This window comes from Zavarzinella formosa DSM 19928 (assembly GCF_000255705.1).
GTDB lineage: Bacteria > Planctomycetota > Planctomycetia > Gemmatales > Gemmataceae > Zavarzinella > Zavarzinella formosa.
Genome location: NZ_JH636445.1, coordinates 68,037 through 94,123, shown reverse-complemented (window position 1 = coordinate 94,123; position 26,087 = coordinate 68,037). Strand labels below are relative to the sequence as shown.

20 protein-coding genes and 1 pseudogene are annotated in these 26,087 nt (G+C 58.2%); 12 read left to right on the top strand and 9 right to left on the bottom strand.

All coding sequences use genetic code 11. The features are described from left to right. Nucleotides 1-550 precede the first annotated feature (550 nt). A complete protein-coding gene (locus BGIM_RS0132315; protein WP_020473801.1) occupies nt 551-2,701 on the bottom strand; it encodes a WD40 repeat domain-containing protein in 2,151 nt (716 codons plus the stop codon). Nucleotides 2,702-3,162: 461 nt separating this feature from the next. On the opposite strand from BGIM_RS0132315, the gene BGIM_RS53570 reads away from it, so the two are divergent. From BGIM_RS53570 to BGIM_RS58670, 4 genes are all read left to right on the top strand, one after another. Beyond that, on the top strand, nt 3,163-5,145 hold the full coding sequence (locus tag BGIM_RS53570; protein WP_020473798.1) for a hybrid sensor histidine kinase/response regulator: 1,983 nt from the start codon (nt 3,163-3,165) through the stop codon (nt 5,143-5,145). Between the two features lie 130 nt (nt 5,146-5,275). Beyond that, nucleotides 5,276-6,130, top strand: coding sequence for a tetratricopeptide repeat protein (locus BGIM_RS58675; RefSeq protein WP_020473797.1), 855 nt, complete (start codon nt 5,276-5,278; stop codon nt 6,128-6,130). Between the two features lie 149 nt (nt 6,131-6,279). Continuing rightward, nucleotides 6,280-6,681 (top strand): NUDIX hydrolase, encoded by a 402-nt coding sequence (locus BGIM_RS0132290; RefSeq protein ID WP_020473795.1) that lies wholly within the window; start codon nt 6,280-6,282, stop codon nt 6,679-6,681. Between the two features lie 131 nt (nt 6,682-6,812). Next, nucleotides 6,813-7,184 carry a DUF4190 domain-containing protein gene (locus BGIM_RS58670; protein ID WP_020473794.1) on the top strand — a complete coding sequence of 124 codons (372 nt, stop codon included), beginning with the start codon at nt 6,813-6,815 and terminating at the stop codon, nt 7,182-7,184. A 73-nt stretch (nt 7,185-7,257) separates the two neighbouring features. Here the strand turns inward: BGIM_RS58670 and rplC are convergent, their stop codons facing one another. From rplC to BGIM_RS0132260, 5 genes are all read right to left on the bottom strand, one after another. Then, nucleotides 7,258-7,956, bottom strand: a complete 699-nt coding sequence (rplC, locus tag BGIM_RS0132280) for a 50S ribosomal protein L3 (protein ID WP_029631023.1) — start codon at nt 7,954-7,956, stop codon at nt 7,258-7,260. A gap of 162 nt (nt 7,957-8,118) precedes the next feature. After that, nucleotides 8,119-9,966: a hypothetical protein gene (locus BGIM_RS0132275; RefSeq protein ID WP_020473792.1), complete on the bottom strand. Its 1,848-nt coding sequence runs from the start codon at nt 9,964-9,966 to the stop codon at nt 8,119-8,121. A gap of 93 nt (nt 9,967-10,059) precedes the next feature. Beyond that, nucleotides 10,060-12,021 carry a hypothetical protein gene (locus tag BGIM_RS0132270; RefSeq protein ID WP_020473791.1) on the bottom strand — a complete coding sequence of 654 codons (1,962 nt, stop codon included), beginning with the start codon at nt 12,019-12,021 and terminating at the stop codon, nt 10,060-10,062. Nucleotides 12,022-12,094: 73 nt separating this feature from the next. Continuing rightward, nucleotides 12,095-14,893 (bottom strand): hypothetical protein, encoded by a 2,799-nt coding sequence (locus BGIM_RS0132265; protein WP_020473790.1) that lies wholly within the window; start codon nt 14,891-14,893, stop codon nt 12,095-12,097. Between the two features lie 161 nt (nt 14,894-15,054). After that, entirely contained in the window at nt 15,055-15,936 is an 882-nt protein-coding gene (locus BGIM_RS0132260; RefSeq protein WP_020473789.1) for a DUF58 domain-containing protein, read from the bottom strand. Nucleotides 15,937-16,123: 187 nt separating this feature from the next. On the opposite strand from BGIM_RS0132260, the gene BGIM_RS0132255 reads away from it, so the two are divergent. The 4 genes from BGIM_RS0132255 (at nt 16,124) to BGIM_RS0132240 (ending at nt 18,364) form a co-directional block, all read left to right on the top strand. Then, nucleotides 16,124-16,807, top strand: coding sequence for a DUF4058 family protein (locus tag BGIM_RS0132255; protein WP_020473788.1), 684 nt, complete (start codon nt 16,124-16,126; stop codon nt 16,805-16,807). 91 nt (nt 16,808-16,898) lie between these two features. Then, a complete protein-coding gene (locus BGIM_RS0132250) occupies nt 16,899-17,222 on the top strand; it encodes a DUF971 domain-containing protein (protein ID WP_040891151.1) in 324 nt (107 codons plus the stop codon). Nucleotides 17,223-17,249: 27 nt separating this feature from the next. Then, the gene (locus BGIM_RS53555; protein ID WP_020473786.1) at nt 17,250-18,059 is read left to right on the top strand and encodes an Mrp/NBP35 family ATP-binding protein; all 810 of its coding nucleotides are present in this window, start codon (nt 17,250-17,252) and stop codon (nt 18,057-18,059) included. Between the two features lie 14 nt (nt 18,060-18,073). Then, nucleotides 18,074-18,364, top strand: a complete 291-nt coding sequence (locus tag BGIM_RS0132240) for a hypothetical protein (RefSeq protein ID WP_157369592.1) — start codon at nt 18,074-18,076, stop codon at nt 18,362-18,364. 5 nt (nt 18,365-18,369) lie between these two features. On the opposite strand, the gene BGIM_RS0132235 is transcribed toward BGIM_RS0132240, so the two are convergent. Then, on the bottom strand, nt 18,370-19,332 hold the full coding sequence (locus tag BGIM_RS0132235; RefSeq protein ID WP_020473784.1) for a glycosyltransferase family 2 protein: 963 nt from the start codon (nt 19,330-19,332) through the stop codon (nt 18,370-18,372). A 95-nt stretch (nt 19,333-19,427) separates the two neighbouring features. Here BGIM_RS0132235 and BGIM_RS0132230 point away from each other — a divergent pair, with 95 nt between their 5' ends. Further along, nucleotides 19,428-20,105 (top strand): GDSL-type esterase/lipase family protein, encoded by a 678-nt coding sequence (locus tag BGIM_RS0132230; protein ID WP_238537775.1) that lies wholly within the window; start codon nt 19,428-19,430, stop codon nt 20,103-20,105. Nucleotides 20,106-20,129: 24 nt separating this feature from the next. On the opposite strand, the gene BGIM_RS0132225 is transcribed toward BGIM_RS0132230, so the two are convergent. Together BGIM_RS0132225 and BGIM_RS58665 are read right to left on the bottom strand one after the other, a co-directional pair. After that, nucleotides 20,130-20,660, bottom strand: coding sequence for an NADH-quinone oxidoreductase subunit C (locus BGIM_RS0132225; protein ID WP_020473782.1), 531 nt, complete (start codon nt 20,658-20,660; stop codon nt 20,130-20,132). 144 nt (nt 20,661-20,804) lie between these two features. After that, entirely contained in the window at nt 20,805-22,220 is a 1,416-nt protein-coding gene (locus BGIM_RS58665; protein ID WP_052640086.1) for a cellulose binding domain-containing protein, read from the bottom strand. Nucleotides 22,221-22,458: 238 nt separating this feature from the next. Here BGIM_RS58665 and nagB point away from each other — a divergent pair, with 238 nt between their 5' ends. From nagB to BGIM_RS65090, 3 genes and pseudogenes are all read left to right on the top strand, one after another. Beyond that, nucleotides 22,459-24,321, top strand: a complete 1,863-nt coding sequence (gene nagB / locus BGIM_RS0132215) for a glucosamine-6-phosphate deaminase (RefSeq protein WP_020473780.1) — start codon at nt 22,459-22,461, stop codon at nt 24,319-24,321. A 175-nt stretch (nt 24,322-24,496) separates the two neighbouring features. Next, nucleotides 24,497-24,976 (top strand): DUF2203 family protein, encoded by a 480-nt coding sequence (locus BGIM_RS0132210; RefSeq protein WP_020473779.1) that lies wholly within the window; start codon nt 24,497-24,499, stop codon nt 24,974-24,976. A gap of 527 nt (nt 24,977-25,503) precedes the next feature. Next, nucleotides 25,504-26,087 (top strand): annotated as a pseudogene (locus BGIM_RS65090) (hypothetical protein); the annotation flags it as partial.

Genomic DNA, 26,087 nt, shown 5'->3' with positions numbered 1-26,087 from the left:
AAACTTTCTTCAAATTCCGAATAATCAGGAAATAAGGATTTGCATCTTCGCTCCCCGGCGAAGACACCCAGCCTGTTTTACCTAACTACTTACCAATCAGGCGTTTGTGAAATCAACATCCAATTGGATAAGGTGAAATATAACCACACCTCTCCGAGAACGAAAGCAAAAAAGGAAATTAATTCAGATGAAACAACGATCAACCTCTCACAACGGCTAAATTTTCCGGTAGTGTGGAATATTCAGATCGGAGAGGTAATTTATTTCGTCCAGTGCATATATTTTAATTTGACTGATTGGATTTTGCATCTTTCCTGACTGGCACATTTTTCCACACATCACCACGCCATTTTGGCGGCAAAGCGATCCGACCGCAATGCGAATTTGGTCACTCATTAAAGATGATTTCTTTCTTAGCACCAAAATGGGCAAACGAGGTAGTTTGGATTCCTCTTTGTCAGACACCATGTTTCAGGAAAGACAGGAAAACGATTTTCTCAACCAGTCTTCCCTGACTGGCCGAGTTGACCAGACTGAAAATGAGAGCCAACTATTGTCCGGCCTTCACATTGGCCGGGATGTTCTTGAGGCCGAATTTGGCGGCGAACTCCTTGGGGGTCAGTGTTTGCATGCTGTTCTCGGTCAGCACGACGGCGACCAGCAGCTCTTCTGCGTCGCTGGTCGTCCGGTAGTGGCCGTCCGCGCTGATGAAGATGAGTTGTTCCGTCTCGGCCACGGCCACCGCTTTCACCTTGGCGTTCGCATCCCAGAATCGCACGCAGCGGTCAAGCGAGCCGGTGGCGAAGGTCTTGCCATCCGTGGAATAAGCGGCCGAATGAACGGGGGCGCCGACCGTCACGCTTTGAATTGGGGTCATCATGGCGGTCTTGCCGCTCCAGAGTTGCAGGGTGTGATTGCTTCGACCGCTGAGGATCGTGTTTCCGTCCGGGGAAAACGCCAAGGCGGTCACTTCCGGCGGGCTGCCGAGCGATTCCTGCAAGGCGATCAATTTGCCGGTCGATGCCTGATAAATGCGAATGCGGTCGTCCACCGCCCCGACGGCCAGCCGGTCGCCCGCCGGGGACCACGCCAGCGACCGCACCTCGGCCGGATGCTCTGGGATCACCCGGATCTTTTTGCCGGCCGCCGTCCACAGAATCACGGTGTTGTCCGCGCTGCCGGTCGCCAGGGTGCTTCCGTCCTTCGACCACGCCACGGCCGTCACCGTCTTGGTGTGTTCGCCCAGCGTCACCGGCATATCTGATTTCGCGGGCCAGATCATCGCCTTGTTGTCCGCCGCGCCGCTGGCCACTTTGCCATCGGAAGTGATGCTCAAAGCGGTGATGGCCCCCCGATGTCCTTCCAGCATTCGCAAGTTCTTGCCCGTGGCCGATTCCCACACCCGCACGGTTTTGTCGGCCCCGCCAGTCGCCACGAACTTGCCGGTTCCCGGAAATGCCGCCACCGTCACCGTGTCCGCGTGGCCGTCCAGCGTGCAGAGGAGTTTGCCGCTGTTGGTGTCCCAGAGCGTGGGGGATTTGGAGGTCGTCACCCCGAGGATCATCGGCTGGTTCGCCTGCCAAATTGGCCGAAGCAGGTCGCCGACCCGAATATTCCGTTGTTTCGGCTGGTTGTCGATCTCCCACAAGGTCACCGTCCCGGCGGTCATGGTGACTAGTGTTTTGCCGTCGCGGGAGACCTTCATTTGGGAAGCCACCGTGGGGAGTGTCTTCTCGGCGGTTGTCGCCGTGGGCACCACGAATCCGGTGGCGCCGCCGGCGGTCGAGGCGGCAATCCGGCCGTCCGGCAGATACTCGGCGAAGTAACCGGGCACGGCGATGTTTCGCCGGATTTTGCCTTCCTCCGTCTCGTATTCGATCATTCCGGAATTCGTGCCGACAATTAGCAACTTGTCATCTGCCGAAAACCCCACAGACGTGCCGACGGCCGTCATGTCCTTCAGCGAATGGATGGTTTTCAACGTGGAGGCGTCGGCGATGTAGGTGCCCCCCTTGGAAGCCGACACGCCAAGCTTTTCGCCGTTCTTTGACCAGACCACTTGGGTGATCGGGTTGCCGTACTCGGTTTTCTTGAAGGGTTTTGAGGTGGCGATGTCCCAAATGACCAGTTCGCCGCTGCTGTCCGAGGTGACGGCGAGTCTCTTCCCGTCCGGAGCCCAGGCCACGTTGCCGGTGTAACCCTTATGCTCCCGGAAAATCTTGATGGGCTGGCCGGTCTTCATGTCCCACACGCGGGCGGTGCCGTCCCACATGCCGGCCGAGGCGAGATAGGCCCCGTCCAGCGAGAAATCGAGGCCGCCGACGTAACTGTTGTGCCCGAGCAGGGCCATGAGGTGCTTGCCGGTGTCAACATCCCAAATGTGGATCGACGTGTCGTAGCCGCCGGTGGCCAGTTTCTTGCCGTCGGCGCTGATGGCCATGCTGAGCGGATACCAGCGGTGAATCTTGGTTTCCCACGTCCACGACCGCACCCCCTTGAGGGCCGGGGGGTGTTGGACGAGTGTGAAATCGCTGATGGCCCCGGTCTTGGTGAGGTCAATCGTGTCCGGGGAGATCACCAACCCCTTTTTGGGGGCGACCTTCCCCTTGGGGGTCACCTGCCCGACGGTGGGTTCGTTCCAGCACAAAAGCAAGACCAGGGCCGCACCGACCCCGCCCGCGAATAATCGACGCAAACGCATGATGCCATTCTCCCGGGAGATTGAGGAACAGCTTACCACGGATCATCGGCCGGGAAAACGATTAATTGGTTGACAGAATCAGGATGGAGACGGCCGGTTTTTCTGGCGCCCGCCCGTCGTGGTCGGCGAAGCGCATTCGCATGGCTCGCAACAAGTGTCCAATCGTCGGGAGGGGCGCATCGTCGCCTTCCCCTGTCTGTCTTTTGAATAATGTTTCGGGAGAATTCGCCATCCCGCCCGATGAATTCGCTTGCGACGGGCGGAGTGGTGGCGTACTGTCGTGGAATTGAGTATTGAAAGATAACTTTCAATCTTTATGTGATGATTTGGCGGGAAACCGCCAGACTCTGATCATCGCCTTCTTCGGCCCCATCACATCCCGAGTTCGGCCATTCAGGGTCGCCGGCTTGTTCCGGCTGCGGAATCGCATGTTGCGCAACCTCTGACGCCCCGGGTAATCCATGGAAGACACGACAAACGCCGATCCGCCATTTCTGAGCACGCTCACTCACGCCGCCGCCGACCCGTTTCGGTTGCTGGTGGAGGCGGTGAAGGATTATGGCATCTTCATGCTCGACCCGGCCGGGAATGTTTCCAGTTGGAATCCGGGCGCTGAGAAGAGCAAGGGGTACAAGGCCGAGGAGATCATTGGCAAACACGTTTCTTGTTTCTACACCGCCGATGATGTGGCGGCCGGTATTCCTCAACTTGGTTTGCAGACCGCCTTGGACGAGGGACGATACGAGGCGGAAGGCTTGCGACTGCGGAAAAGCGGCGAGACCTTCTGGGCCGTCGTCACCATCACCAACATCCACGACTCCTTCGGACAGCATGTCGGTTTTGCCAACGTCACCCGGGATATCACCGAACGAAAAAAGGCCGAGGAGGTTCTGCAATGGCGGGACCGGGCCATCCAGTCGCTTGTCCAAGGACTGTGCATCACGGACCCGTCCCTGCCGGACAATCCGATCATCTACGTCAATGACAGTTTCCTGCGAATCACGGGATACGCCCGCGAAGACGTGATCGGCCAAAACTGCCGTCTCTTGCAAGGCCCGAAGACGGCCCCCGAATCGGTAACGATCATCCGCGAGGCGGTGCGTGACAAAAGAACCTGCCTGGTGGAGTTGCAAAACTACCGCAAAGACGGCACGACTTTCTGGAACGGGCTGTCCCTGTCGCCCATTCGTGACACCGCCGGCGCGGTGGCGAACTTTGTGGGTGTGCTCACCGATATCTCCCCGTTGAAACTCATGGAGCAGCAGTTTCAACAGTCCCAGAAGATGGAGGCTGTCGGCCAATTGGCGGGGGGCGTGGCCCATGATTTCAACAACCTCCTGACCGTGATTTCCGGCTACAGCGAGCTGCTGCTCGAAATGCTCCCCCCGGATGATCCGAAACGGGAGGCAGTGGCGGCGATTGGCGAAGCCGGGGAGCGAGCCGCCGGGCTGACCCGCCAGTTGCTTTCCTTCAGCCGCCAGACGGTGCTGGAGACGAAAGTGGCGGACCTCAACGAACTGGTGCGAGAAACAGAGAAACTGTTGCGCCGGATGATCGGCGAGGACATCATCCTAACCACCGTGCTTGACCCGAAGACCAGCCGGATCATGATTGATCCCGGCCAGATGGGGCAGGTTCTGATGAACTTGGCCGTCAACGCCCGCGATGCGATGCCCCAAGGCGGGAAACTCACGATTGAAACGTCGGATGTCGTCTTGGACGAATCTTACACCGCCAACCACTCGGAATGCGCACCGGGTCGGTACGTCAAACTGGCGGTCAGCGACAATGGCTGTGGCATGACCCCGGCCGTGCGGGCGCATGTTTTTGAGCCATTTTTCACCACCAAGGGGCCGGGAAAAGGCTCGGGGCTGGGGCTGGCAACCGTCTACGGCATCATCCGTCAGAGCGGCGGCACCATTGAACTTTACTCCGAACCCGGCCACGGAACGACCTTCAAAATATACCTTCCGGCGGTCGATGAGTCGGTCCTCACCCCCGGACAAGAACTGCGACCGGCGAAGGTGAGAGGCGGCACGGAAACGGTGCTGGTGGTCGAGGACGAGGATGCCGTGCGGGCCATCGCCGTGCTGGCCTTGCAGACCCAAGGCTACAAAGTGCTCCATGCCGACAACGGCCGGCGCGCCTTGGCGCTCGTCGAACGGCACACCGGTGTCATTGACTTGCTGGCGACGGACGTGGTGATGCCCGGAATGAGCGGGCGCGAACTGGCCGAAACCCTCGGTCTCCGGCGGCCGGAACTCAAGGTTCTGTTTCTGAGCGGCTACACCGACGACGCCGTTATCCGGCACGGAATCTTGCAGTCGGAGGTCACTTTTCTCCAAAAGCCATATACTCCGTTGGCGCTGGCCCGAAAAGTCCGCGAGGTTTTGGACAAGCCGCGGATAGCAACCGAACCTGCCGCCGCGGTCGGCGTTGCCTGAGCAGGCGCGGGAACACCGGAGAAGCGCCGCCTGCCTATTCCCTCAAGATCGACACTTCCCCGGTTGAATCCCTTCGCCGGATATGGTTCAATCGTTGCTCTTGGTCATCCCACCCTGGAAGTCACCCCCCATGCGCATCAGCTTTTGCATTCTAGCCCTGACGGCCGTTTCCCTTCCCCTTCACGCGGCCGATGCCGATCCTTTGCTGCGCGAGGCCAGGGCGGCCCTCAAAAGAGGGGATGGCCCCGCCGCTCTCAAGGCCGCCGAAAAGGCCGTCGAGGCGGAACCAAAAAACCATCTCTGTTACTACATTCGGGGCGAGGTGTTTGCCCTTCAACGGCAACCGGTCGAGGCCATCAAGGATTTCAACAAGTCATTTGAACTGGACAAGACATTCGTGATCGCCATCAACCAGCGGGGCGGGGAACAGTTCAAGCTCGGCAAGGTGAAGGAATCCATCGAGGACTTCAACACGTTCCTCAAAGCCAGCCCCAAGGACGAACCGGCCCACTGGCGTCGCGGCATTTCGTTCTACTACGCGGGGAAATACGACGAAGGGGCCAAACAATTTGTGGACGGACAAGTGGCCTACGGCACCGATGTGGAAAATGCCTTCTGGCATTACCTGTGCGTCGCCAAAAAAGAGGGCATCGAAAAAGCCCGCAAGGGAATCCTCCCCATCGAACTGGGCGCCGGGGGCAAATTCCCGGACACCCGCGTGCCCATGAAGGAGATTTACGACCTGATCCGGGCCAAAGGCAAACCAGCCGATGTGATGACGGCGGCCGAGAATGCCAAACTGGAGGGCGAGGAGAAGACCGAGGCCATGTTCTACGCGAACCTGTATGTCGGCCTGAATTATGATGCCGAGGGGAACACCGCCAAATGCCGGGAACACATGACGGCTGCCGTGGACAAATACAAGATTACCCATTACATGTGGGACGTGGCCAATGTTCACCTGAAACTGATGAAGAAACCGTGATGGCAAAATGTGAGTCACATGAATGAATCCGGTTTTTTTGATTTTGCCCTGATTTGGCGGCAGATCAACTTGACGATTCCCCATGAGGGAATGATGATTCAAAAGTGCGTTCGTTTCTTCACAATTCCTTCCGGTGGAGCTGGGAGTTGATGATTCAGGCCCTTCGACAATCTGGCGTTATTCCCGTTTCTAACGGCCGCGTCTGTGTGGTGACCTCCTCAAGCGGCAAACGCTGGATCATCCCCAAGGGAATGATTGATCCCGGCCACACGGCCGGCGAAGGGGCGTTGATCGAAGCATGGGAAGAGGCCGGCCTCGTCGGCGTTCTGCGGCCGGAACCCATCGGCAGTTACCTATACGAGAAGTACGGCCGGACGCATCATGTGACTGTCTTCGTGATGGAAGTGAGCGAAGCCGCCGCTGACTGGCCGGAACGCAGCATTCGACGCCGGGAATGGGTCGCCCCCGAAAAAGCGGCTGATCGCGTGGAAGAAATCGGCTTGAAACTTCTCATTGAAGCCGTGTCCAAAACCGAAGTCGAAGTGGCTTGATCCGCGTTTGAAACGACGACTCGGCAAATTCTTCCGTCAATTACCAATAGAATCATGGCAAGTCGGTGCTGGACTCGCCATGACTGCGCTGGTAACATTTCTAAAACTCGAACCACCCAAGGAACCCACTGATGCCGTCCCCGATTGACGATGAAGACGACGAACGCCCTCGCCCCAGACGGAGACGGCCCTCCGAAGACGACGAAGATGACTATGATGATGGCGAACGGCGAAGCGCTCCTTCTCAATCGACCGGCATGGCAATTACCGCCATGATTTGCGGGATCGTGAGTTTGCCCCTCTCGTGCCTGTGCGGCTTTTTCTCAATGCCCGTTGCCCTGCTGGCCGTCATCTTTGGCTTCATCGGGTTGAAGCAAAGCAAGGGGATGGCCCTGACCGGGATTATTTTGGGATTCATCAGCATGGCGCTGATGGTGGTTTTGTTGATCGTGAATATTGGCCTGATGGCCAACAACAATAATGGCGGTAATTTTTTCCGATGAGATGTCGGGTGTTCAACGCAAAAACGCGGGCTTTTGGCCCGCGTTTTTCGTTTCCTCACATCGTCATTTCAACTTACTTCTTGTTCGTCGGGCGAACCATCACGTAGGCCCCGTTGAAGCCCGGCACGGCTCCCCGGACCAGGATCAGGTTGTTTTCCAAGTCCACGGAGATGACATCCAAGTTGCGGATGGTCACTTGTTCGTTGCCGTAACGACCGGGGAGTTTCTTCCCCTTCTTCGGGCGACCGCTACCGCGGTTGCTCGCCAGCGAGGAGGTCGAGCCGACTTCGCGGTGAACCTTCTTGGCGCCGTGGGCGGCCGGCAACCCGCCGAAGCCCCAACGCTTGATAACACCGGCGAACCCGCGGCCCTTGGTGCGGCCGATCACGTCCACGGCCTTCACGCCCGTGAAGATGTCCGCCACGGTGATCTTGGCGCCGACTTCTTGGGTCGGGGGGGCGTCGAGCCGGAATTCCCGGATCAGCCGTTGCGGTTCCACGTCGGCCTTCTTGGGGATGTCCTGCCCCTGGCGCTTCTTGCGGCGCTTCGATTCCAAGTCGTTGGCGACGTGGCCCCGTTCGGCGCGGATGGAGTTCTTACGAGGCTTGTCCTTGAAGCCGAGTTGGATGGCGTGGTAGCCGTCCCGTTCCGGGGTGCGGATTTGCAGCACCGGGCACGGCCCGAGTTGCAGCACCGTCACCGGGGCAACCTTGCCGTTTTCGTCATAAACTTGGGTCATCCCAACCTTTGTTCCAAGCAATCCAAGCGGCATGATGATCCTCGTGAAATAATGGCGGAGGTCGGGCCGTTTGTCCGACACGCCTTCGTGTGGGCGCGTGTCCGTCAAAAGGGGACGGCGCGCCATGTGGGCGAAGGCAATTAGGTTACGGCTGTCCGGCCTCAAGGCCAGTGTGGCCGGGAGATTTTGAGGGCGTTATTTCTTCATCGACACTTCGCCCGGCGTCGGCCGTCCGGCCGGGTCGAGCAACCGGAACGAATCGAAGAAGCGGGCGGCCAGTTCTTCAGGGATCTTCCCCCCCGGAACGTCGATGCTCAGTTCGTACAACCAGCCGCCGACGGCGAACATGCGGATTCGCCGGTCGGTCGGTGGCCCCTTCCCGGCTGTCTGGGTGTGAAACTCCATGCCCGGATGAACGCCGAGTTTGATCGGCGTCTTCTTGGTGGCGGGGGTTGTCAGACGTTTGGCCCACATCTGTTCCAAAAGCTCCCCGCCAGCCAAGTCCTCACGGTATCGGATGGCCGTCACGACAAAACTGGCGCCGCTGAGATCCAAGACCGAGCGGGCTTCCCATGCGGCCGAGTTATCCAGCGCTTGCTTGGGAGAACTGAAATGAAGACCGCCGGGGAAGTTGGCCGAGAAGTTCCATTCGGCGTTCTTGTACGTCAACCATCCGCCGGTGGTGACCACAAACGGGTCTTTGCCCGCCACGGCGGGATCATTTGCCAGCCGGAACGAATCGAAAAACCGGGCGATGACCGCATCCGGCGTTTTCTCGGGCGATTCGGAAGTGACGCTCAGTTGAAGCAACCGATTGCCCACGGCAATGATCTTTGATCGCACCGCCCGGAGGCGCCCGTCGGTCGTTTTGGAAGCGGTGAATTCGATGCCCAGATAGTTGCCGAATTTGACGGCTCGTTTTTCAACGGCCAGTTTGGCCAGTTCTTTGACTCCAACCTCTTCCAGCAATGCGGCCCCGGTGAGCGGCCCCGCGTGAAACAAAGAGCGAACCAAAAACTCCTTTCCCTTTCCGTCCACGGATCGGGAGGTCACATCCCATTCCAAATCGGAGCCGGGGGATTTTGTCTTCCATTCGGTCGCGCGCCCCGGCATCGCCACGGAGTAATTGCCCGGAACGGACCAACTCTCCCGCCAGATCGTTTGTTGGTCTTTGGAGAGAACCTCGGCAAAATTGCCATTCGGTTCCGCAAGCAGACGAAACGAATCGAGAAACCGATCCTCCCAACCCGCCGGGCCGGTCGCTTTCGGATCGGCCAGGACGCTGACTTCATAGATTCGATTGCCGGCCGCGAAAATCCGAGAGCGGACGAGTCGCAAATCTTCCTCCGGTGTCCCGAAGGTGATGTGTTCAAAGCCAGGGTGACTCCCGAACCGGATATCCTTGCGAGTGAGAGACTCTTTCCCCCGCGAATCCAAGCCCGCCCAATAGAGAAGTTGCGTCTCTGTAAAATTGGTGAAGTAACCCTCGTAACGGATATCCCACGCCACCCCGCCGGGTCCGACGCCATGAACCCGCCCCCTGTCTTTCTCAATGGCGGGCAAAGCGGACATCGGGGCCGCAATCCGCTCGGGGTATTCGATCCGGAAGCCACCCCGATCATCTTGGAATGTCAGCCAGGAGATGTTGTTTTCCGGCGGTTCCGGCGATGGCGAAACCGCCGTTGGTGTCGGCTCTGTTTCGGGTGTTTCCGGACGGGCGATTTGGGGGCCAGGGCCGGGTTGCTCCCGCCATCCGGGAGCAACCACGAAAACACCAAAGACAACTCCTCCGCCGAACAGCAAGAAAGTCATGAAGGATAAAGCCACAAACAACCCGGCTTTGCCCGTTTCCTTCCGTGGCGCCTTGGCGGTGAAGGGAGACGGCATTTGCAACGGAGCGACGACGGACGGCTTGCTTGAACTCTCGCCGCAGGGATCGGGGATGGGTTTGTCGCATTCCACGCACAGTTCCACGTGGCCGGGCCGTTTCTCGGGAAGCAGGTTCAAGACCCCGCACGCGGGACATTTCACGCGAATCCACATGCTGCCGGACCTTCCGAGAAGCGCTCGCACCCCGCGCCTGATGATTTGCTTTTCGAGATGTCGCCGAACGAGAAACCCATTCCCCCAAAAATATTATTCCTTTGGCTTGGGTTCGACGCTCTTGGGGGCCGGGTTTTCGTCAATCAATCGGAATGATTTGAAGAAGCGTTCGGCGGCCTCTTCGGAGACCTTCACATCAGGACGGGCGCTGATGCTCAATTCGTAAACCCGGTCCTTGACGACGAACACCCGTGATCGGATGTTTCTGGCCATCCCGATGAGCGATTTATCGGCGGTGAACTCGATGCCGGAATAATCACCCATTTTCAGCGGCTTCTTCTCGGTGGCAAATTTGGCATATTGTTTGATGGCATTTTCCAGCAAGGCGGCTTCGGGCAGGTTGGAAAATGCCGTGATCGAGCGAAAAACGAATTCGGTGCCTTTGTCATCCACCACTCGCGCCGACGTGGCCACCTGGCCCGTTGACTTGAACTTGCTCACCGACTCCGTCGCCTTTCCCGGAAGTTCGATCAGGTAGTTGCCCGCAGTCGACCGGATTTCTTTCCAATCACCGTCCTCATTGGGGGCCGCCTCGGCGAAGACAGAATCCGGTTCATCAATCAGTCGGAATGACTTGAAGAAATGAGCGACCCATTCTTCCGGGATTTTCTGGTCGGGGGCAGAGACGATGCTGATTTGATAGAGTTTGTTTTTCACCGCAATGATGCGACCCCGGACATTCTTCATCTGGCCGTCATTTGTCTTGTCAGCGGTGAATTCAATGCCGGGATGATCGCCGAAGGTGAGCTCTTTTTTGGAAGTCGCATCACGGGCCAGTATTTTCAGGCCGATGGAATCAAACAGTTCGTTCTCGGTCCGTTCACCCGGATAGGCGTCATAACGAAGGCTGTAAAGCGCGTCTTTGTTTTCCAAAGTGGCGGTGCCGAACTCTTTGCCCGTCTTGGGCGTTTTGGAGCCGGAAGCCCTGGGAGAGCCAGGAAAGGTGATTGAGCAATTCCCAAGTGCGGACTTGTAGGGCTTGAAAACCAGAGCCGCTCCCGTCGGGTTCTTAAAGTCATCGGTTTCCGGGCGCAAATAGACCACTTTGGCCACGGTGGGCGGGGAATCGGGGGCACCTTTCTCCGGATGAGGGAACAGGCTGAGGGTGTCCTCGGTGATAAGGGCCCTCTCGCTTGGTTTGCCATCCGCCCAAGTCATCACCACGAATCCATCCTTGCGAACCAACATCCCTTTTTGTCCCGTGCGGCCATCCGTGGAGGCGGTGACGCTGACCTGCCCGTCCGGTTGAATAAGATAATCCCGCGAGAAGCTGGTTCCCCGGAATATCTCGTAACCCACCCGCCATTTTCCCGCGTACAGCGTGAATTGATTCTTGGAACTGTCATCGCGTTCAACATCCGAGACGCCCAACGACATCCGTCGGGCCACCCTTCTTCGTTCCGCGTCTTTCAAGGATGGAAACGCGAGCCGGTACCAGTGGTGCATGCGACGGAATGCCTGCGATTTCTCGGCTCCCTTCGCTTTGTCGGCCAAATCACTCCAATCATTGCCCAACGTGATCTGGTCGTCCGCATCCGTCGGCGGGGATTGTTCCCGGAGATTTAGGGCGGCGATTTGCGGAGCCAGATTTACTTCCGGTTTTGGCCCAAACTGTCCCGTCGCCGATCCCCCGGACGAAGCCTCCATGATGGTGACACTCGGTTGGGATCGGTCAATCACCAACTTCAACATTGAATACGTGGTTCCCGCTCCGAAGCCAAAAAACACGATCATGGCCGCGAGAACCAACAAGACCTGTTTGAGGGAATTATTCGGATCTGTCTTGCCGGACGGTGTTGGTTCTTCGTCCTCTTCTCGATTCGGGGCCAGACGAGACGGCTTGTCACGACCGGGCGCCGGGGGCGGGCCGCTTTTTTTTGTCCCGGAAAACACGAGCAGCGAGTCGCATTCCACGCAGCGCGCCGGCTCGTCGAGTGACTCGTCAACGGCCGGGTTATCGGCTCCGCAGGCCGGGCAGTTCATGCGGTTCGACATGGGATCGAATTCCTTGCGAGAATATGTGTCGATAGGATATCGTCCCCGCTCCCAAGGGCGACCGGCAATCATGTCAGAACGTCCGGCTGATCACCGTCTTGGGCAGGGCTTTGTGCAATTCCTTGATCTTGGCCTCGGTGATCCCCGGTCGATTGGCGATGCATAGCCGGTGCAGGTGGTTCATTTGCTTGAAGGTGTCCAGCCCCTCGTCCGTGTACGACCCGTGGGAGATCCAAAGCTCGCGCAGGCTGGTCATGGATTTCAACATCGGCATGTCCTCGTCCGCGAACTGGATGCCGCCGAACCACCCCATTTCCAGTTTGCTCAAATCCAGCGATTTCAAACCCTTGGCGGTGAGTTTGTTGGATGTCTGAATCGAAAGAGTCTTCAAATTTTTCAACGGGGCCAGGCTCGCCACCCCCGCGTCGGTGAACTTCGGCTCAGAAGTAAACTGCGGATTAAGGCGGATTTCGGTCAGTTGCGGCATGGTGGCGAGGACGGCCGCATCCGCGTCGGTCATCTCGGCATCAAGCAGTTCCACGCATTCAAGTTTGGGGCATTTCTTCCAATGGGCAAACACCTCGCCGGACACCCGGCCGGCGCCGCCTCGCGTGGAGATTGATCGCAGTTCCGTCAGTTGGCCGATGCCCGCGTAGCCGGCGTTCGTGACCTTGAGATTGATTCCATCAATCTTCAATTGGCGAAGCGACTTGATGGCAAAAATTTTCTTCAAGCCGGCGTCGGTCAGGTCCTTGTGCGCCCGGACCGTCAGTTCCTCCAGTTTGGGGCAGTCTTTCAGATGCTCCAGCCCCGTGTCGCCGTCCGAGATTTCGAGCCTTTTCAAATTTTTGCAATCACCGAGCGGCTTGCGCGCGGCGGGGTCGCCATCGAGGTTCTGCCGGAATTCCAATTGCTCCAGGCCAGGGAGTTTCGCCAGTTCCGGCAGGCTCTTGAGAATGTTCTCGGATTGGTAAAATAGATCGCGGAATTCCACAATGGTGGTCTGCGGCAGGGTCTTCGTCAGTTCCCGCAGGCTCTCGCCGTTGAACCTCGACGAATACGCTTTCGCCCGCAGATGATTGCCATAGGGGTTGATGTAAAACCCCGCCGCGCGGGCCTTGTCCATCGCCCCGGCCAACTCGGCAAATTTCGGGTTGGCCATGTCGTCGACGGCCAGAACATCCACTTCATAGTCCGCGAGGAGGTACGGCGTGCGGACCAGAAACGCCCCGCCGGGGGACATCAGGTAGTTCGTGCAATTTCCGTATTCCTGGCTCCAAAGCTCCTTGCCTGTGGCGGCGTCGAGCAGGCGGGTGACGACTGTCTGTCCGAGGACGGGAGTGTCCGCCAGCAGGTATTTGCCGTCCGGGGTCAGTCGTCCCGCTCCTCCGGGGCTTTGCCCCTTGAAAAGCTTTCGGTCTTCCCCGGTCGTCACATCCACGGCGTGGTATTCGCATTGGTTGTCCGGCGACCAGGCGGTCGTCACCAGCAGCGTGCGATGATCCGTGTTCATCGCCAGATGCAGCACGGGCAGTTTGACCGGCAGGATGCTCCGGTGGCCGTTGAGCAGGTTCCATGCCTCGACCGGCGGGTTGGGTTTGTCGTTCTGGCCAAATTTCCGCGTGGCGACGATCAAATGGTTGCCGTTCGATGTGAAGCACCAACCGCAATTCTGATTCTCCGGGAACGAGATGTGCTTGCGGGTCCAGTCCTTGGTGTTCCACGAGGCGAACGACATGCCGAAGCCGGTTTTCGAGGTCAGGGTCGCCGACAACGTGGACCCGTCCTCCGAGAGAACCGCCTCCATCGTCGGGCCGGGCGTGGGGACATCGCGGATGATCTCGCCGGTTTCCACGTCGATCACCCGGATCGCCTCACGGTTGTGACACAGCAGTTTCTTGCCGTCGGGCGAAAACCGCAATCCCGCGCCGGCCCGGAATCCCGTTTCGCCGAAACCCGGCATCGTTAGCATTGCCCGGCCGGTGGCGACATCCACAACCCATAATTCGTTGATGCCGGAAACCGCGAAACGCCTGCCGTCCGGCGACCACCCGTAGGCTTGCGGATTGAACGGGGTTTTCAACACTCCAAGACATTCGACCCGGCGTTCTGAGGGCTGGGGCAGCGAGCGCATTTGCGGAATCATCGCCCGTTCGGCGGCGGCCATTTTCGGGTCGAACAGGCTTTTGCCAGGAACATATTTTTCATCGACCACCGGCAGCTTAACGACCGGTTCCTCCTTGGGCATCGGGTCGGTCTTCTTGGGGGCAACGGCTTTCGGCACGGCGACCGTCGCCTTGGCTTCTTCGTCGAGCAACCGGAAAGAGTTGAAGAACCGGACGATGTCGTCCTCCGGGACCACCACGTCCGGGTTGGACGTGACGGTGACATGGAACATCATGTTTTTGACGGCGAACACACGGCCTCGCACCGTTTTCTCCGCGCCGTCGGCCGTTTTGACGGCGGAGAACTCGATGCCGGGATGATTGCCGATTTTGATCTCTTTCTTCTCCGTCGCCATCTTGGCGTATACCTTGCCGCCGACCTGTTCGATCAACTGCGCCTCCGTGCGGTCGCCCAGATACAACTGGCACCCCACCGAGTATTGGGTGCCCTTCTTGTCTTGGTGAAAGGCGTTGACCGAATTGACGACCCCGGCGCCCGACCGCCCCACCGACGCTCCCGCGCGGCCGGGAAACTCGGCGGCGAAATTGCCGGCGTCGTTCCGGATTTCCTTCCAGCCTTCCGTCGTTTTTGAGGAGGGCGTTTTTGGGGGAACCTCTTGCCCGACGGTGATGATCGGCGGGAACGAGACGGCCGCCAAGATGGCAATTGTCCGTGCGAATGCGAGATTGAAGTTAAGGAATATCACGCGGGTCTCCAAAGAAAGGCGTGCATCCAAATCGAATTGATCTTACCAGAATAATATCGTCGTAAAATCCGCACGACTGGTTTTGACATCCTTTGAGTCAAAAAGGGCATTCCAACTGCCGCCAAACGGCAAAATGAGGTCAATTTACCAGGCCACGAACTTCATGAACGGCGATTTCGGCCGGTCAAATATTCGGCCAGAGTCAGCCCCAAATCACGGTCTGTTCGTAGTTCCACGTAATCCATCTGATGCAACCGACAGGCGGTTTGCACCTCTGTTCGGAAGGCGTTGAACTCTTGCAGATAGCTTTCTCGCACGCCCAAGGGATCGGTCAGCAGATCGGGGAACTGTTCCAAACCGTGGAAGAGCGTTGACTGTCGGAAGGGGAATTCAATCTCGGCCCCGTCGAGGACGTGGAATACCACGACTTCATGCCGCAGGTATTTCAAGTGCTTTAACCCTTCCAGCAACGTGGCCGGGTCGTCGAACAAATCGCTGAAGACGGCCACCACTCCCCGGCGATTGAACCGCTCGGCGGCCTCGTGCATCACCGCCCCGATGTCGGACTTTTCGGACGATGGCCCCTCGGCCAGAATTCGCAAGATTTCCCGTATTTGCGTAGCCTGCCCGGAGGGTTTGATGAACTGCCGGATCGCCGAGTCGAAGACGCCGAATCCGACGCTGTCCGTTTGCTGGTTGACGAGAAACCCGAGGGCCGCCGCCGCCGTGGCGGCGACATCATGTTTGGTCAGTTCGCCGGAACCGTAACGCATCGAATCGGAGGCGTCCACCAACAGCCAACAAACGAGATTCGTTTCGAGTTCGTATTGCTTGAGGTAGAAGCGTTCTTTGCGACCGTAGACTTTCCAGTCGATGTGGCGGATATCGTCCCCCGGCACATATTCCCGGTGCTGGGCGAATTCGACGGCGAATCCGTGCTGCTTGCTGCGGTGGCCGCCGGTGAGAATCCCCTCAATCGCCCGGCGGGCGCGCAGTTCCAGCGTGCGAATCCGGGACAGGACATCAGGGTCAAGGCCGTTCATTTGTGAACCCTTTCGGGGAGCGGTTCCTCCTGATGTACGCCATCATCCGCCGCCTGCCACGCTTTTCCGGTTGAAACACTAGGCAACCACCACGGCGGACGGGTACAATACGCTTGCTTCAGGACCAGAAGACCACCCGTCTCCGGTTGACCGCCACCGACCCCGCCGAATGAGGGAGACAAACGCCATGTCGTGCCCGTTTCCGGGAATGGACCCGTTCCTTGAGGATCGACGCCTCTGGGGGGCGTTCCATCATCAATTGGTCGCCAGCCTTTACCAGATTTTGCTGCCCGGCTTGGTGGACCGTTACCGGGCCCGCGTGCAGCAACGCTGCTATGTGACCGAGGAACCGCTGTTCACCTCCATCATCAAAGAAAACCGGCAGGAAGAATTCATTGAGATTCGCCATCGTGCGGATGGAAAACTCGTCACGCTGATCGACATTGCCTCCCCCGCCAACAAAATGCTCCCGCAAGGCCGGGCCGCCTATCACGAAACGCGGAAGATCGCGAGGTCCTGTAACGCGGGCATCGTGGAGATTGACCTCGTTCTTCAGGGATTGCCGCTGCTGGATTTCAGCCGGGATGGTTTGCCGGAATGGGATTACGCGGTGACGGTGACCCGCAGCACCCAACCAGACCGCTTCGAGATTTACACGGCCACGCTGGCCAAGCGACTTCCCCGCTTCAAGGTTCCGCTGGCTCCGGACGACCGGGATACGGTGCTGGATTTGCAAGCCGCCTTCGTGCGGACCTACGAACAGGGGAATTTCTGCTCCCAGATTAATTACAAGCAAGAACCTGATGTCCGGCTCAAACCGCAGGACAAAGATTGGATGGACGGCTGGCTCAAGCAGGCCAAGATTCGGTGATTGCCCTTCACATCTTCCGACAAAGCCCTTCTCCCTTCCTCCACATGCCTATGATGAGGGCAACGCAGATTGTTGTGGAGTGATGCCGCTGATGGCTGACGGTGTGACATTGAAACCCCTTTCGCTGAAGCGCGACGGCGACGGCCTCACCATTCATTGGGCTGACGGCGTCGTCTCGCACCTCCCTTTCCGGCTTCTGCGAAAGCAATGCCCCTGCGCGACCTGCAACGAAGAACGGCAGAAACCGCCGGATCCGTTCCGGATCATCACGGACAAGGATATTTTGGCGGCCTCGCCCCAACCCAAACAAATGATCCCCCGCGGCCACTATGCGTACCAGATCGTCTGGAACGACGGCCACGACACCGGCATTTACACGCTCGAATACCTTCGGAAACTGGGCGAACCCGCCTGACCTTTGACCTCTCGGAGATTTTTTCACATGGAATCCGGTTCGACAGCGAATCCCGCCCTCGCGGGCGTTCGGAACATCATCGCGGTGGCCAGCGGCAAGGGGGGCGTCGGCAAGTCCACGGTGGCCGCCAACCTCGCCATCGCCCTTCAGATGCACGGCCAAAAGGTCGGGCTGATGGACGCGGACATCTACGGCCCCAGCGTCCCGATGATGATGGGCGTCGGCCCGGTCGATCCGCAGATCGCCAACTTCCCCATCGAGAAATACGACCTGAAACTCATGTCCCTCGGCTTCCTGCCGGACGCCACCAAAGGCGTGCTGCTGCGGGGGCCGATGGTCGGCAAATGGGTGACCACCTTCTTGACGCAGATCAATTGGGGGGATTTGGATTTCCTCGTGATTGACATGCCCCCCGGCACGGGAGACGCCCAACTGACGCTCTGCCAGGTCGCCAACGTCACCGGAGCGGTGATCGTCACCACGCCACAGGATGTGAGTTTGCTGGACGCCGTGAAAGCCTTGAACATGTTCAACCAACTCCGCACGCCGGTGCTGGGGGTGATCGAGAACATGAGCTATTTCGTCGGCGACGACGGCAAACGCTACGAAATCTTCCGCCACGGCGGCGGCAAGCGACTGGCGGCGGAAGCCAATGTCGCTTTCCTCGGGGAAGTGCCCATCGACCCGCGCGTGGCCGAATGTGGTGACGCGGGCGAGCCGATGATCCGTCGGCACACGGAAAGCCCGGCCGCGAAAGCCTACCTCGCCCTCGCCGGCGCGGTCATGGACGCGGCCGCGAACGCCAAGACAGATGCTCTTCCCGAAGTGGTTCTGTAAGCCGAGGCACTCTCGTGGGAATGACGAAAAGCGTGACGTTTGCCAAGGCTCCCCCCGCATGGCCGGCCGTGCGGGATCGTTTGACGGCCCTTGGTCACCCCCCGCAGATGCGATTGATTGACAATATGCCCGCTTTTCCGGATGAAGATCCTCCGGAAAACTGGCGTGATATTCGCCTTACCTTCGGGGCCGGGATGCTAACCATTCGCAACGACGGTTCCGTCTGGCATATCGTCGTCTGGGGCAATGCGGACGAGGCAACGCTTGCCCACCAAGAGATGCTGGCAAAGGCGTGTTCAGAATAAGCGATTCACGTCCATCGTCGAAGTGAATACCGGGCGAAATCACCCCAGAAATGTGGCGGGTCCGGATCGGGCTTTCGCCGGATTGCCCGTTGAAGTTTCCACAAACTAAAAGCCGTCAAAAACGCCGCGTCGGCCAGCATCGCCCGAGTGCGGCCGTTGCATTTCTCGAAATAACGTGAACGGGAGTCGAACCAATATTTCGGCCGGCGTTTCGGAGCCGTGTGATCCCCAGTGATTCCGGTGCTTTGTCCCGCAATATGCGTCACCCGGCTGTCGGGCACATGCCAGATGTCCCAACCGGTCATCCTCGCTCGCTGGCAATATTCCGTTTCCTCGAAGTAAAGAAAGAACCCCTCATCCATCAGGCCGATGGCGTCCAACACTTCTCGCCGCAGCATGAGACTCGCCCCGCTCACCCAGTCGGCCCGGTGCGGAACCTCGCTTTGCTTCATCGACACGCGGAAATATTCCAACGCCTTGGAGACAAACCCCAACCGCACCCAGTTCTCGAAATCGGCGACGGCGCTCGGAAAACGATACGCCGAGGTCTGGAATGAGCCATCGATATTGAGGAGATGACTTCCGGCGATTCCGACATGCGGGCGGGCATTCAGAAATTCCGCCAGCGAAACCGCCGCCCCCGGTTCCAGCAGTGTGTCCGGGTTCAGGAGCCAGATATAATCGACGGAGGTTGAAGCCAGCGTCCGCAAGGCGACGTTGTTTCCGGCGGCGAAGCCGTTGTTTTTTGTCGCTGTCAGCAGTTCCGCCCAGTCCCAGCCTTCCCGCCGGATGGCTTCGGCCAGCACGGCATACGAGTCGTCCCCCGAGGCATTTTCGACGACAATCGCCCGCAGGCCCGGCAAGCGTTCCCGTTCCGGAACGAGGGTCCGCAAACAGTCGATGGTCAGGCTTGGCGTGCGGTAATTCACGATGACCACGGCCACCGTTGCGGAAAGTGCGTCGCTCATGCGGATTCGCCGGGGATATTTCGTTGCGGTTTGGCCCGTCAGGCGACATGATATGGGCGGGCGTTTCTCCAACCCATGTGCCTCACGGTGGAACCATGATGATGTTGCGTGTTCTCGGATGTTTCTTCGCCTTGTCGGCCGGTTTGCTCTGGGCGCAAGCTCCGAAGGACGGCCCGGCCGCCAAGGGCGCGAAGTGGGAAAAGGAGATTGCCGCGATGGAAAAGCGAATGGCCGAAAAACCGCCCGAAAAAGGGGGCATCCTGTTTGCCGGAAGTTCGAGCATCCGGCTTTGGGATTTGGCGAAGGCGTTTCCCGAATGGAAGCCGATCAACGCCGGGTTTGGCGGGTCGGTCATCGAGGAATCGACGTTGTTCGCCAAACGGATCATCACCAAACACGAGCCGAAAACCATCGTATTTTACGCCGGGGACAATGACATCGCCGGGGGCCGCAAACCGGAGCAATTGCTGGCGGATTTTCAGGCATTCGTGAAAATCGTTCACGCCGATTTGCCGAAGACGAAGATTCACTTCATCGCGGTGAAGCCGAGCATCGCCCGCTGGAAGATGTTCGAGACGCAAAAGAAAGCGAACGACTTGATCCGCGAATATTGCTCGAAAGACGAACGCCTGGGGTACATCGATGTTGTTCCCCTCATGCTTGGCGATGATGGCAAACCGAAGGAAGAATTCTTCGTGAAAGACGGCCTGCACATGACGCCGAAAGGCTACGAAGTGTGGAATCAAGCGGTGCGGCGGGCGTTGAAGCAGTGATCTGTTTTGCTTTCTTCTTCCAGCTTATCGACAACGTATCCCGTGGTATTCCAAGGGGAACTCATAGTCCTTCCGCAGCGGGTGGCCGTCCCAATCCTCGGCCATCAGTATCCGGCGAAGGTCCGGGTGGCCCGTGAACTGAATGCCGCAGAGGTCGAAGGTTTCGCGTTCATGCCAGTCAGCGGTCGGGTATAGATCGGCGATGCTCGGGACTTCGGGGAGTTGGCCCGCCGCATCGTTTTTCCACCGGGGCATGGTCAGTTTGACAGCAAACCGATGCCGATGGGTGAAACTGGAAAAGTGATAGACCACTTCGAGATGCGGCTCAAATCCGGCTTTGGCGAGTTTCTTGGCCTCGGGTTCGAGGTAATCAACCCCCGTCACGCAGTTGAGCAATTCAAATTTCAACCGGGGGTCATCTCTTAGAAACCGGCAAACCTCCCGCAGATTGTCCGGCGAGATGGTGACGACCGGGTCAATCGCCTCCGGTTTGGCCTCGGCAATGGCCGCCCCGAATTGCGCTTGCAGAAGGGTGATGATGTCCGCGCCGGTCATGGAAAATTCCAGAAGAGAAGATCAACCGCCAAGACAAAGAGATCACACGGAGTCACACAGAGAAGATACGAAAAGAGTTTTCTCTTCGTTTCTCCTTGTGAAATTTCGCGAGATCCCCATGCTTTTGCAATCGGACGCTTCTGCTCAGACCGCGACGCCGTTGAGCTTCAGGTTCGAGATGGCAGTGCTTCCGTTCATGGCCTTTTCGGCATTGAACCCGAATTGAATGGTGCCGCCCACCGGAATATTGGTGTTGTAGAAGTTCGGCTTGCTCTTAACGATGTAGTGCGTGCCGCTGCGGGTAAACGTCGCGTTCCAGATGGTGGTGATCACCAGGCTTGAGTCGAATTCCACGGTCCAGCCCTTGATGACGGCTGTTCCGGCGTTGTTGACGTTCACGTCAAAGGTCGCGCCGCTGGCCCATTCGGACCGGATCACCGGCGTGATAATGCCAGCGCCGGAGTCACCGCCATTGTCTCCTCCGTTGCCGTTGCCGCCGGAGCCGGTGTCGTTGCCGTTGCCGCCAGTTCCAGTGTCAGTTCCGGTGCCGGGGGCGCCGATAATGGTGTCGCTTCCGGTGCCGCCGTCGAGCACTTCACCATTGCCGCCGCTGCCAACAACCGTGTCGTCGCCATCGCCGCCGCCGACGATATCGCCGATGGAGTTGGCGAACAAGACATCGTTGCCATCATCCCCGTAGACAAAGTCGCCGCCCGCCCCGCCGGCGACGGTGTCGTCGCCCTCGTCGCCGTGCAGGAAATCGCTTCCATCATCACCATAGATGAGGTCGTTGCCCAAACCGCCGTTGACACTGTCATTGCCGGCGCTGCCGTGGATGGAATCGTTGCCGTCACCGCCGTCAATGGTGTCGTCGCCCGCCCCGCCGTCAATCTTGTCGTTGCCGGACCCGCCGCTGATGGAATCATCCCCGGCGCTGCCGAGAATGGTGTCGTTGTCATCGCCGCCGTCAATGGAGTCGTCGCCGACTCCGCCGTCAATCTTGTCGTTGCCAGCCCCGCCTTGGATGGTGTCGTCGCCAGCATCACCATTGATGGAGTCGTTTCCGTCGCCACCGTCGAGATTGTCATTCCCGTCCCCGCCCGACAAAAAGTCAATGCCGCCGAGGCCTTGGATGATGTCATCGCCGCCTTCGCCGTACAACTTGTCCTTGCCCGCTCCGCCGATGATGGTGTCGTCGCCATCGCGGCCGTAAATGCTGTTTGGCCCGTCGCCACCGGCGATGTAGTCGTTTCCGGCGCCGCCGATGACGGTCAGCGGAATGTTAATTCCGGTGGCGTCGAGAAAATTATTCCCCGCGCCGAGATTCGAGTAAATCGATTTGACGCCCTGAATGTGAAGCCCGGAGTACAGGATGCCGCTGACGTTAATGGACTGTCCGACAACGGAAAGGATGCCGTTGGTGTTGATGAGCTGAAAGCTGTCGTCAGCGGAAGTTCCTATCAGGTTCAGCACACCAGTGGCGTTGCTGAAGGTTGCGGCCGGCACATCACGGGCTTCGAGGGAGGTCAGGCTGAGTTTAAGTTTGTTCAGACGAGGCATGTTGTGCGACACCAAGGAGGGACAATGGTTTGACAAACGGTGTGGTCTGTTTCCAAAACATGAATATACACAATGCAAGTAATTGCTGAATATGGCAATTAGATCGATTTTAATGGTATTTGCAATTTTACTTTGTCGTCTGAATCCTCTTAAAATCCGGACGTTGAACACCTGAGATTCGAGACATAAAACGTCCTCTTGCTCCAACCCGAACAGACCTCAACGGCGTACCAAACCCATGTCGTCTCACTATGTGCCGAATGCCCGCCTGCGAACGCTCGTTTTCAAAACGTCCGGGGAAGCCTCCCGGCACGCCGCTCTGATCGTCGAACGGCTCGTCCGGGAGAATAATTCGGCCGGTCGTCCGACCGTGCTGGGTTTGGCGACCGGATCAACACCGGTCGGCCTGTACCGGGAACTTATTCGGCTCCACCGGGACGAAGGCTTGGATCTTTCCGGGGTCGTCACCTTTAATTTGGACGAATACTTCCCAATGCCGGGGGACGATCCACACTCGTACCGTCGTTGGATGCACGAGACGTTCTTCCAACATGTGAACATCAAACCTCACAACATTCATATTCCTGATGGAACGTTGGAAGCCTCGGAGGTAGAGGATTTCTGCGCCCGCTACGAGTTGGCCATCCGCAAGGCGGGTGGAATTGACATCCAAATCTTGGGGATTGGCCGGACAGGGCACATCGGCTTCAACGAGCCGGGTTCCACCCGGAACAGCCGGACGCGGATCATCACCCTTGATCCTGTCACCCGCCGGGATGCCGCCGGAAGTTTCTTTGGAGAGGAAAACGTCCCCCAACAAGCCATCACAATGGGCGTTGGCACCATCATGGAGGCCCGCAAGGTCGTGATGATGGCCTTCGGGGAACACAAGGCCGGCATCGTTCAAAAGACTGTTGAATTGGCCCCTTCCGAAGCAGTTACCGCAAGTTTTCTGCAAAGTCACCCGGATTCGACGTTCCTTTTGGACGAGTCGGCCGCGAATGAACTGACCGTGTTCCGCCGTCCGTGGGAAGTCACCACGGTGGACTGGACTCCGGCCCGCATCCGCCAGGCGGTTGTCTGGCTGAGTTTGCGGGTCAACAAGGCTCTTTTGAAGTTATCGGACTCTGATTTCCGCGATCACCATCTTTATGATCTGTTGCGGGAACACGGCCCGGCTGAATCACTCGGTGAACAGGTGTTCCAAGATCGGCTGGCGACGATCCAACCCCACCCGGCCGGGAAAGAGTCGAAGACCGTTTTGGTGTTCAGTCCGCACCCTGATGACGATGTCATCAGCATGGGGGGGACGATCATCCGGCTGGTGGAGCAAGGCCACAAAGTTCATGTGGCATACATGACGAGCGGAAATATTGCTGTTTTCGATCACGACGCCCAACGGTTCATTGACTTTGCGGAGTCGTTCAACCGGATCTTTGGCATCGACATGCTGACGACTGTCAAGGTGCGGGAGAGTGTTCACGGATTTTGGGGCACAAAGAAACCGGGCCAACAGGACACCGACGAACTGTTGAAAATCAAGGGATTGATCCGCGAGACCGAAGCTAGGGCGGCCGCCCTGGCTTGCGACATCCCGCCGGAACAACTGGAATTCATGGATTTGCGGTTTTATCGGACGGGGACGATCGCCAAGGCTCCGATTCACCCCGACGATGTGACGGACATCGTAAAACTGTTCGAGCGGATCAGGCCCGCCCAAATTTATGTGGCAGGCGAACTTTCTGATCCGCACGGAACGCACCGCACCTGCGCGGAGGCAATTTATGAAGCGGTGCGACGTTCGAGGCAAAATTCAGTCGATTTTGAGGTATGGTTATATCGCGGGGCTTGGGAAGAATGGGAACCTCATCAAATTGAGATGGCTGTTCCGCTCAGTCCTGAAATTGTGGAGAAGAAAAAGCTCGCGATCTTCCGACATCAATCACAGAAGGACCGGGCGATGTTCCCGGGCGGCAGCGACAAGCGGGAATTCTGGCAGCGGGCCGAGGAACGCAACCGCGAGACGGCTCGCGCCTACGACAACTTGGGATTGCCGGAATTTTATGCCGTCGAGGCGTTTGTTCGATGGAAGGATGTCTGATGAAAGACAACGCGGAAGGGATCGAATAACTTATTGCGAACCTTCTCCAATGGCAGGGCTCTCCAACTGACATCGGTGAACCGCGAATGTGACAGTAATTTGGCGGGAAAACGTATGATACCTATGGGGGAGATCGAAACAGATCACCCCCACAACAATGGGGGGAGAAACAACAATGAGTGACACACCGCGGCGAGCGTTCGGAGCCTCGTCCAAGTCGAAGCGAAGCGATATCAACGTGGATCTGGACACGGCTCGCCATATGTTGCCTTTGGTTCGGAGCATCGTTCAGGACATCGTGACGGTCAAAACTCACCTCAACCAGCTCCACCCGGAGCAGGAAACACTTGAGTCGCACCGCCGGGAGCTGGCTTGGAAGGAACGCGAGCGGCGGTACTCCATTGACGAGGAAATCCGACAGGCCGAGGGTGATTACAAAAAGGCCGTCAGCGAACTCCGCGATCTCGGCATCTCCTTGGTGGACGGCAAGGCCGGGCGCGTGGCCTTCCCGACCCGCATCAACGGACGCCCGGCGGTTTTCACCTGGCAGCCCGAGGAAGAAAATGTGATGTACTGGAGCTATGAGGAGGAAGACCTCCGTCGGCCGATCCCCAGCGAATGGGTCCCCGGCACACCACTCCGGTTGAAGAAGTAACGCATTCCTCGATCCATCCAATCCTAAAGATCTTCCGGGCGTGTGACTCTCCAATGGGTCGCACGCCCGTTGTGTTTTCCTGCCCGTCCCGAACATTTTTCATGCCGGTTTTGATAGGGGCCGGTTGTGCGGATCATTCGGAAAAAACCGACATTTTCAGTTGCACAACCCAAGACCGATTCTAGATATGTGTGTCGCCGGTGACCGACCAAGTCACTGATCGGCAAACTGAAAAGGTGTCGTCCGAAATCAACCTCGGCAGCCTTGTTCGACGCGGAATCGGCCGATGCGGTTTTGCGAGTGACCAACATTGGTCTTTCCTGCTCCGAGGGGGGAGCAGTTTAGGCAGCCGAGCCTATTGATCGGGATGGACGGGACCCGTTAATGAGCTTGGTAGCCGACCGTGGAGGAATCTGCGGTCGGCTTTTTTTACGCGCCGAGCCAGCCTCAAATGGAAGGCCGGGCGTTGACATCCCCAAATTTGTCGGGCATCATGGTCGCATTCCCCCTCATGACCGAAGCCGGACATGAACCACGATCAACGGTTCAAAACGCTCATCCGCATGTTCTTTGCGGAGTTCTTGCAACTCTTCTTTTCCGACTGGCTTGATCTCATTGATCTTTCTGAAGTCGAATGGCTTGAACAAGAAGTCACCCCCGAACCGCCGGGCGGTCCCAAATATGTCCTCGATCTGGTGGCGAAAGTCCGTTCGCGCGAACCGCTGCCGCCGTGGCATCTCGGGGCCGACGCCCCGTTTCTACTGGCGGTGTTGATCGAGATCGAATCACCGGACAACACCGCGTCGATCCGCGTGCGAGTTCCCGAGTACGCCCGTAACCTGAAGCACAAACTCCAGATGCCGGTGCTTCCCATCGTCTTGTTCCTGAAAGTCGGTCTCGAAGGCGTGGGCAAACTGATTTATGAAGAACGCATCCGTGATCTGGTGACGGAATACTCCGAAAGTCTCTATGTGGGATTGCCGCACTTCGATGCGGTACAATATGTGATCGGGAACAACTGGCTCGGCGTGGCCCTTTCGGCCCTGATGCGTATCCCGCCGGACCAAGTCGTCCTCTTGGGAGCCGAAGCACTGCGACGCCTCGCCGGTTC

Coding starts and splice junctions, on each gene's coding strand:
- BGIM_RS0132235 (WP_020473784.1), bottom strand. CDS start 19,332: ATGAGCGACGCACTTTCCGCAACGGTGGCCGTGGTCATCGTGAATTAC.
- BGIM_RS0132260 (WP_020473789.1), bottom strand. CDS start 15,936: ATGAACGGCCTTGACCCTGATGTCCTGTCCCGGATTCGCACGCTGGAA.
- BGIM_RS58665 (WP_052640086.1), bottom strand. CDS start 22,220: ATGCCTCGTCTGAACAAACTTAAACTCAGCCTGACCTCCCTCGAAGCC.
- BGIM_RS0132225 (WP_020473782.1), bottom strand. CDS start 20,660: ATGACCGGCGCGGACATCATCACCCTTCTGCAAGCGCAATTCGGGGCG.
- rplC (WP_029631023.1), bottom strand. CDS start 7,956: ATGCCGCTTGGATTGCTTGGAACAAAGGTTGGGATGACCCAAGTTTAT.
- BGIM_RS58675 (WP_020473797.1), top strand. CDS start 5,276: ATGCGCATCAGCTTTTGCATTCTAGCCCTGACGGCCGTTTCCCTTCCC.
- BGIM_RS53555 (WP_020473786.1), top strand. CDS start 17,250: ATGGAATCCGGTTCGACAGCGAATCCCGCCCTCGCGGGCGTTCGGAAC.
- BGIM_RS0132255 (WP_020473788.1), top strand. CDS start 16,124: ATGTCGTGCCCGTTTCCGGGAATGGACCCGTTCCTTGAGGATCGACGC.
- BGIM_RS0132315 (WP_020473801.1), bottom strand. CDS start 2,701: ATGCGTTTGCGTCGATTATTCGCGGGCGGGGTCGGTGCGGCCCTGGTC.
- nagB (WP_020473780.1), top strand. CDS start 22,459: ATGTCGTCTCACTATGTGCCGAATGCCCGCCTGCGAACGCTCGTTTTC.
- BGIM_RS0132230 (WP_238537775.1), top strand. CDS start 19,428: ATGATGATGTTGCGTGTTCTCGGATGTTTCTTCGCCTTGTCGGCCGGT.
- BGIM_RS53570 (WP_020473798.1), top strand. CDS start 3,163: ATGGAAGACACGACAAACGCCGATCCGCCATTTCTGAGCACGCTCACT.
- BGIM_RS0132250 (WP_040891151.1), top strand. CDS start 16,899: ATGGCTGACGGTGTGACATTGAAACCCCTTTCGCTGAAGCGCGACGGC.
- BGIM_RS0132210 (WP_020473779.1), top strand. CDS start 24,497: ATGAGTGACACACCGCGGCGAGCGTTCGGAGCCTCGTCCAAGTCGAAG.
- BGIM_RS0132275 (WP_020473792.1), bottom strand. CDS start 9,966: ATGTGGATTCGCGTGAAATGTCCCGCGTGCGGGGTCTTGAACCTGCTT.
- BGIM_RS0132290 (WP_020473795.1), top strand. CDS start 6,280: ATGATTCAGGCCCTTCGACAATCTGGCGTTATTCCCGTTTCTAACGGC.
- BGIM_RS58670 (WP_020473794.1), top strand. CDS start 6,813: ATGCCGTCCCCGATTGACGATGAAGACGACGAACGCCCTCGCCCCAGA.
- BGIM_RS0132270 (WP_020473791.1), bottom strand. CDS start 12,021: ATGTCGAACCGCATGAACTGCCCGGCCTGCGGAGCCGATAACCCGGCC.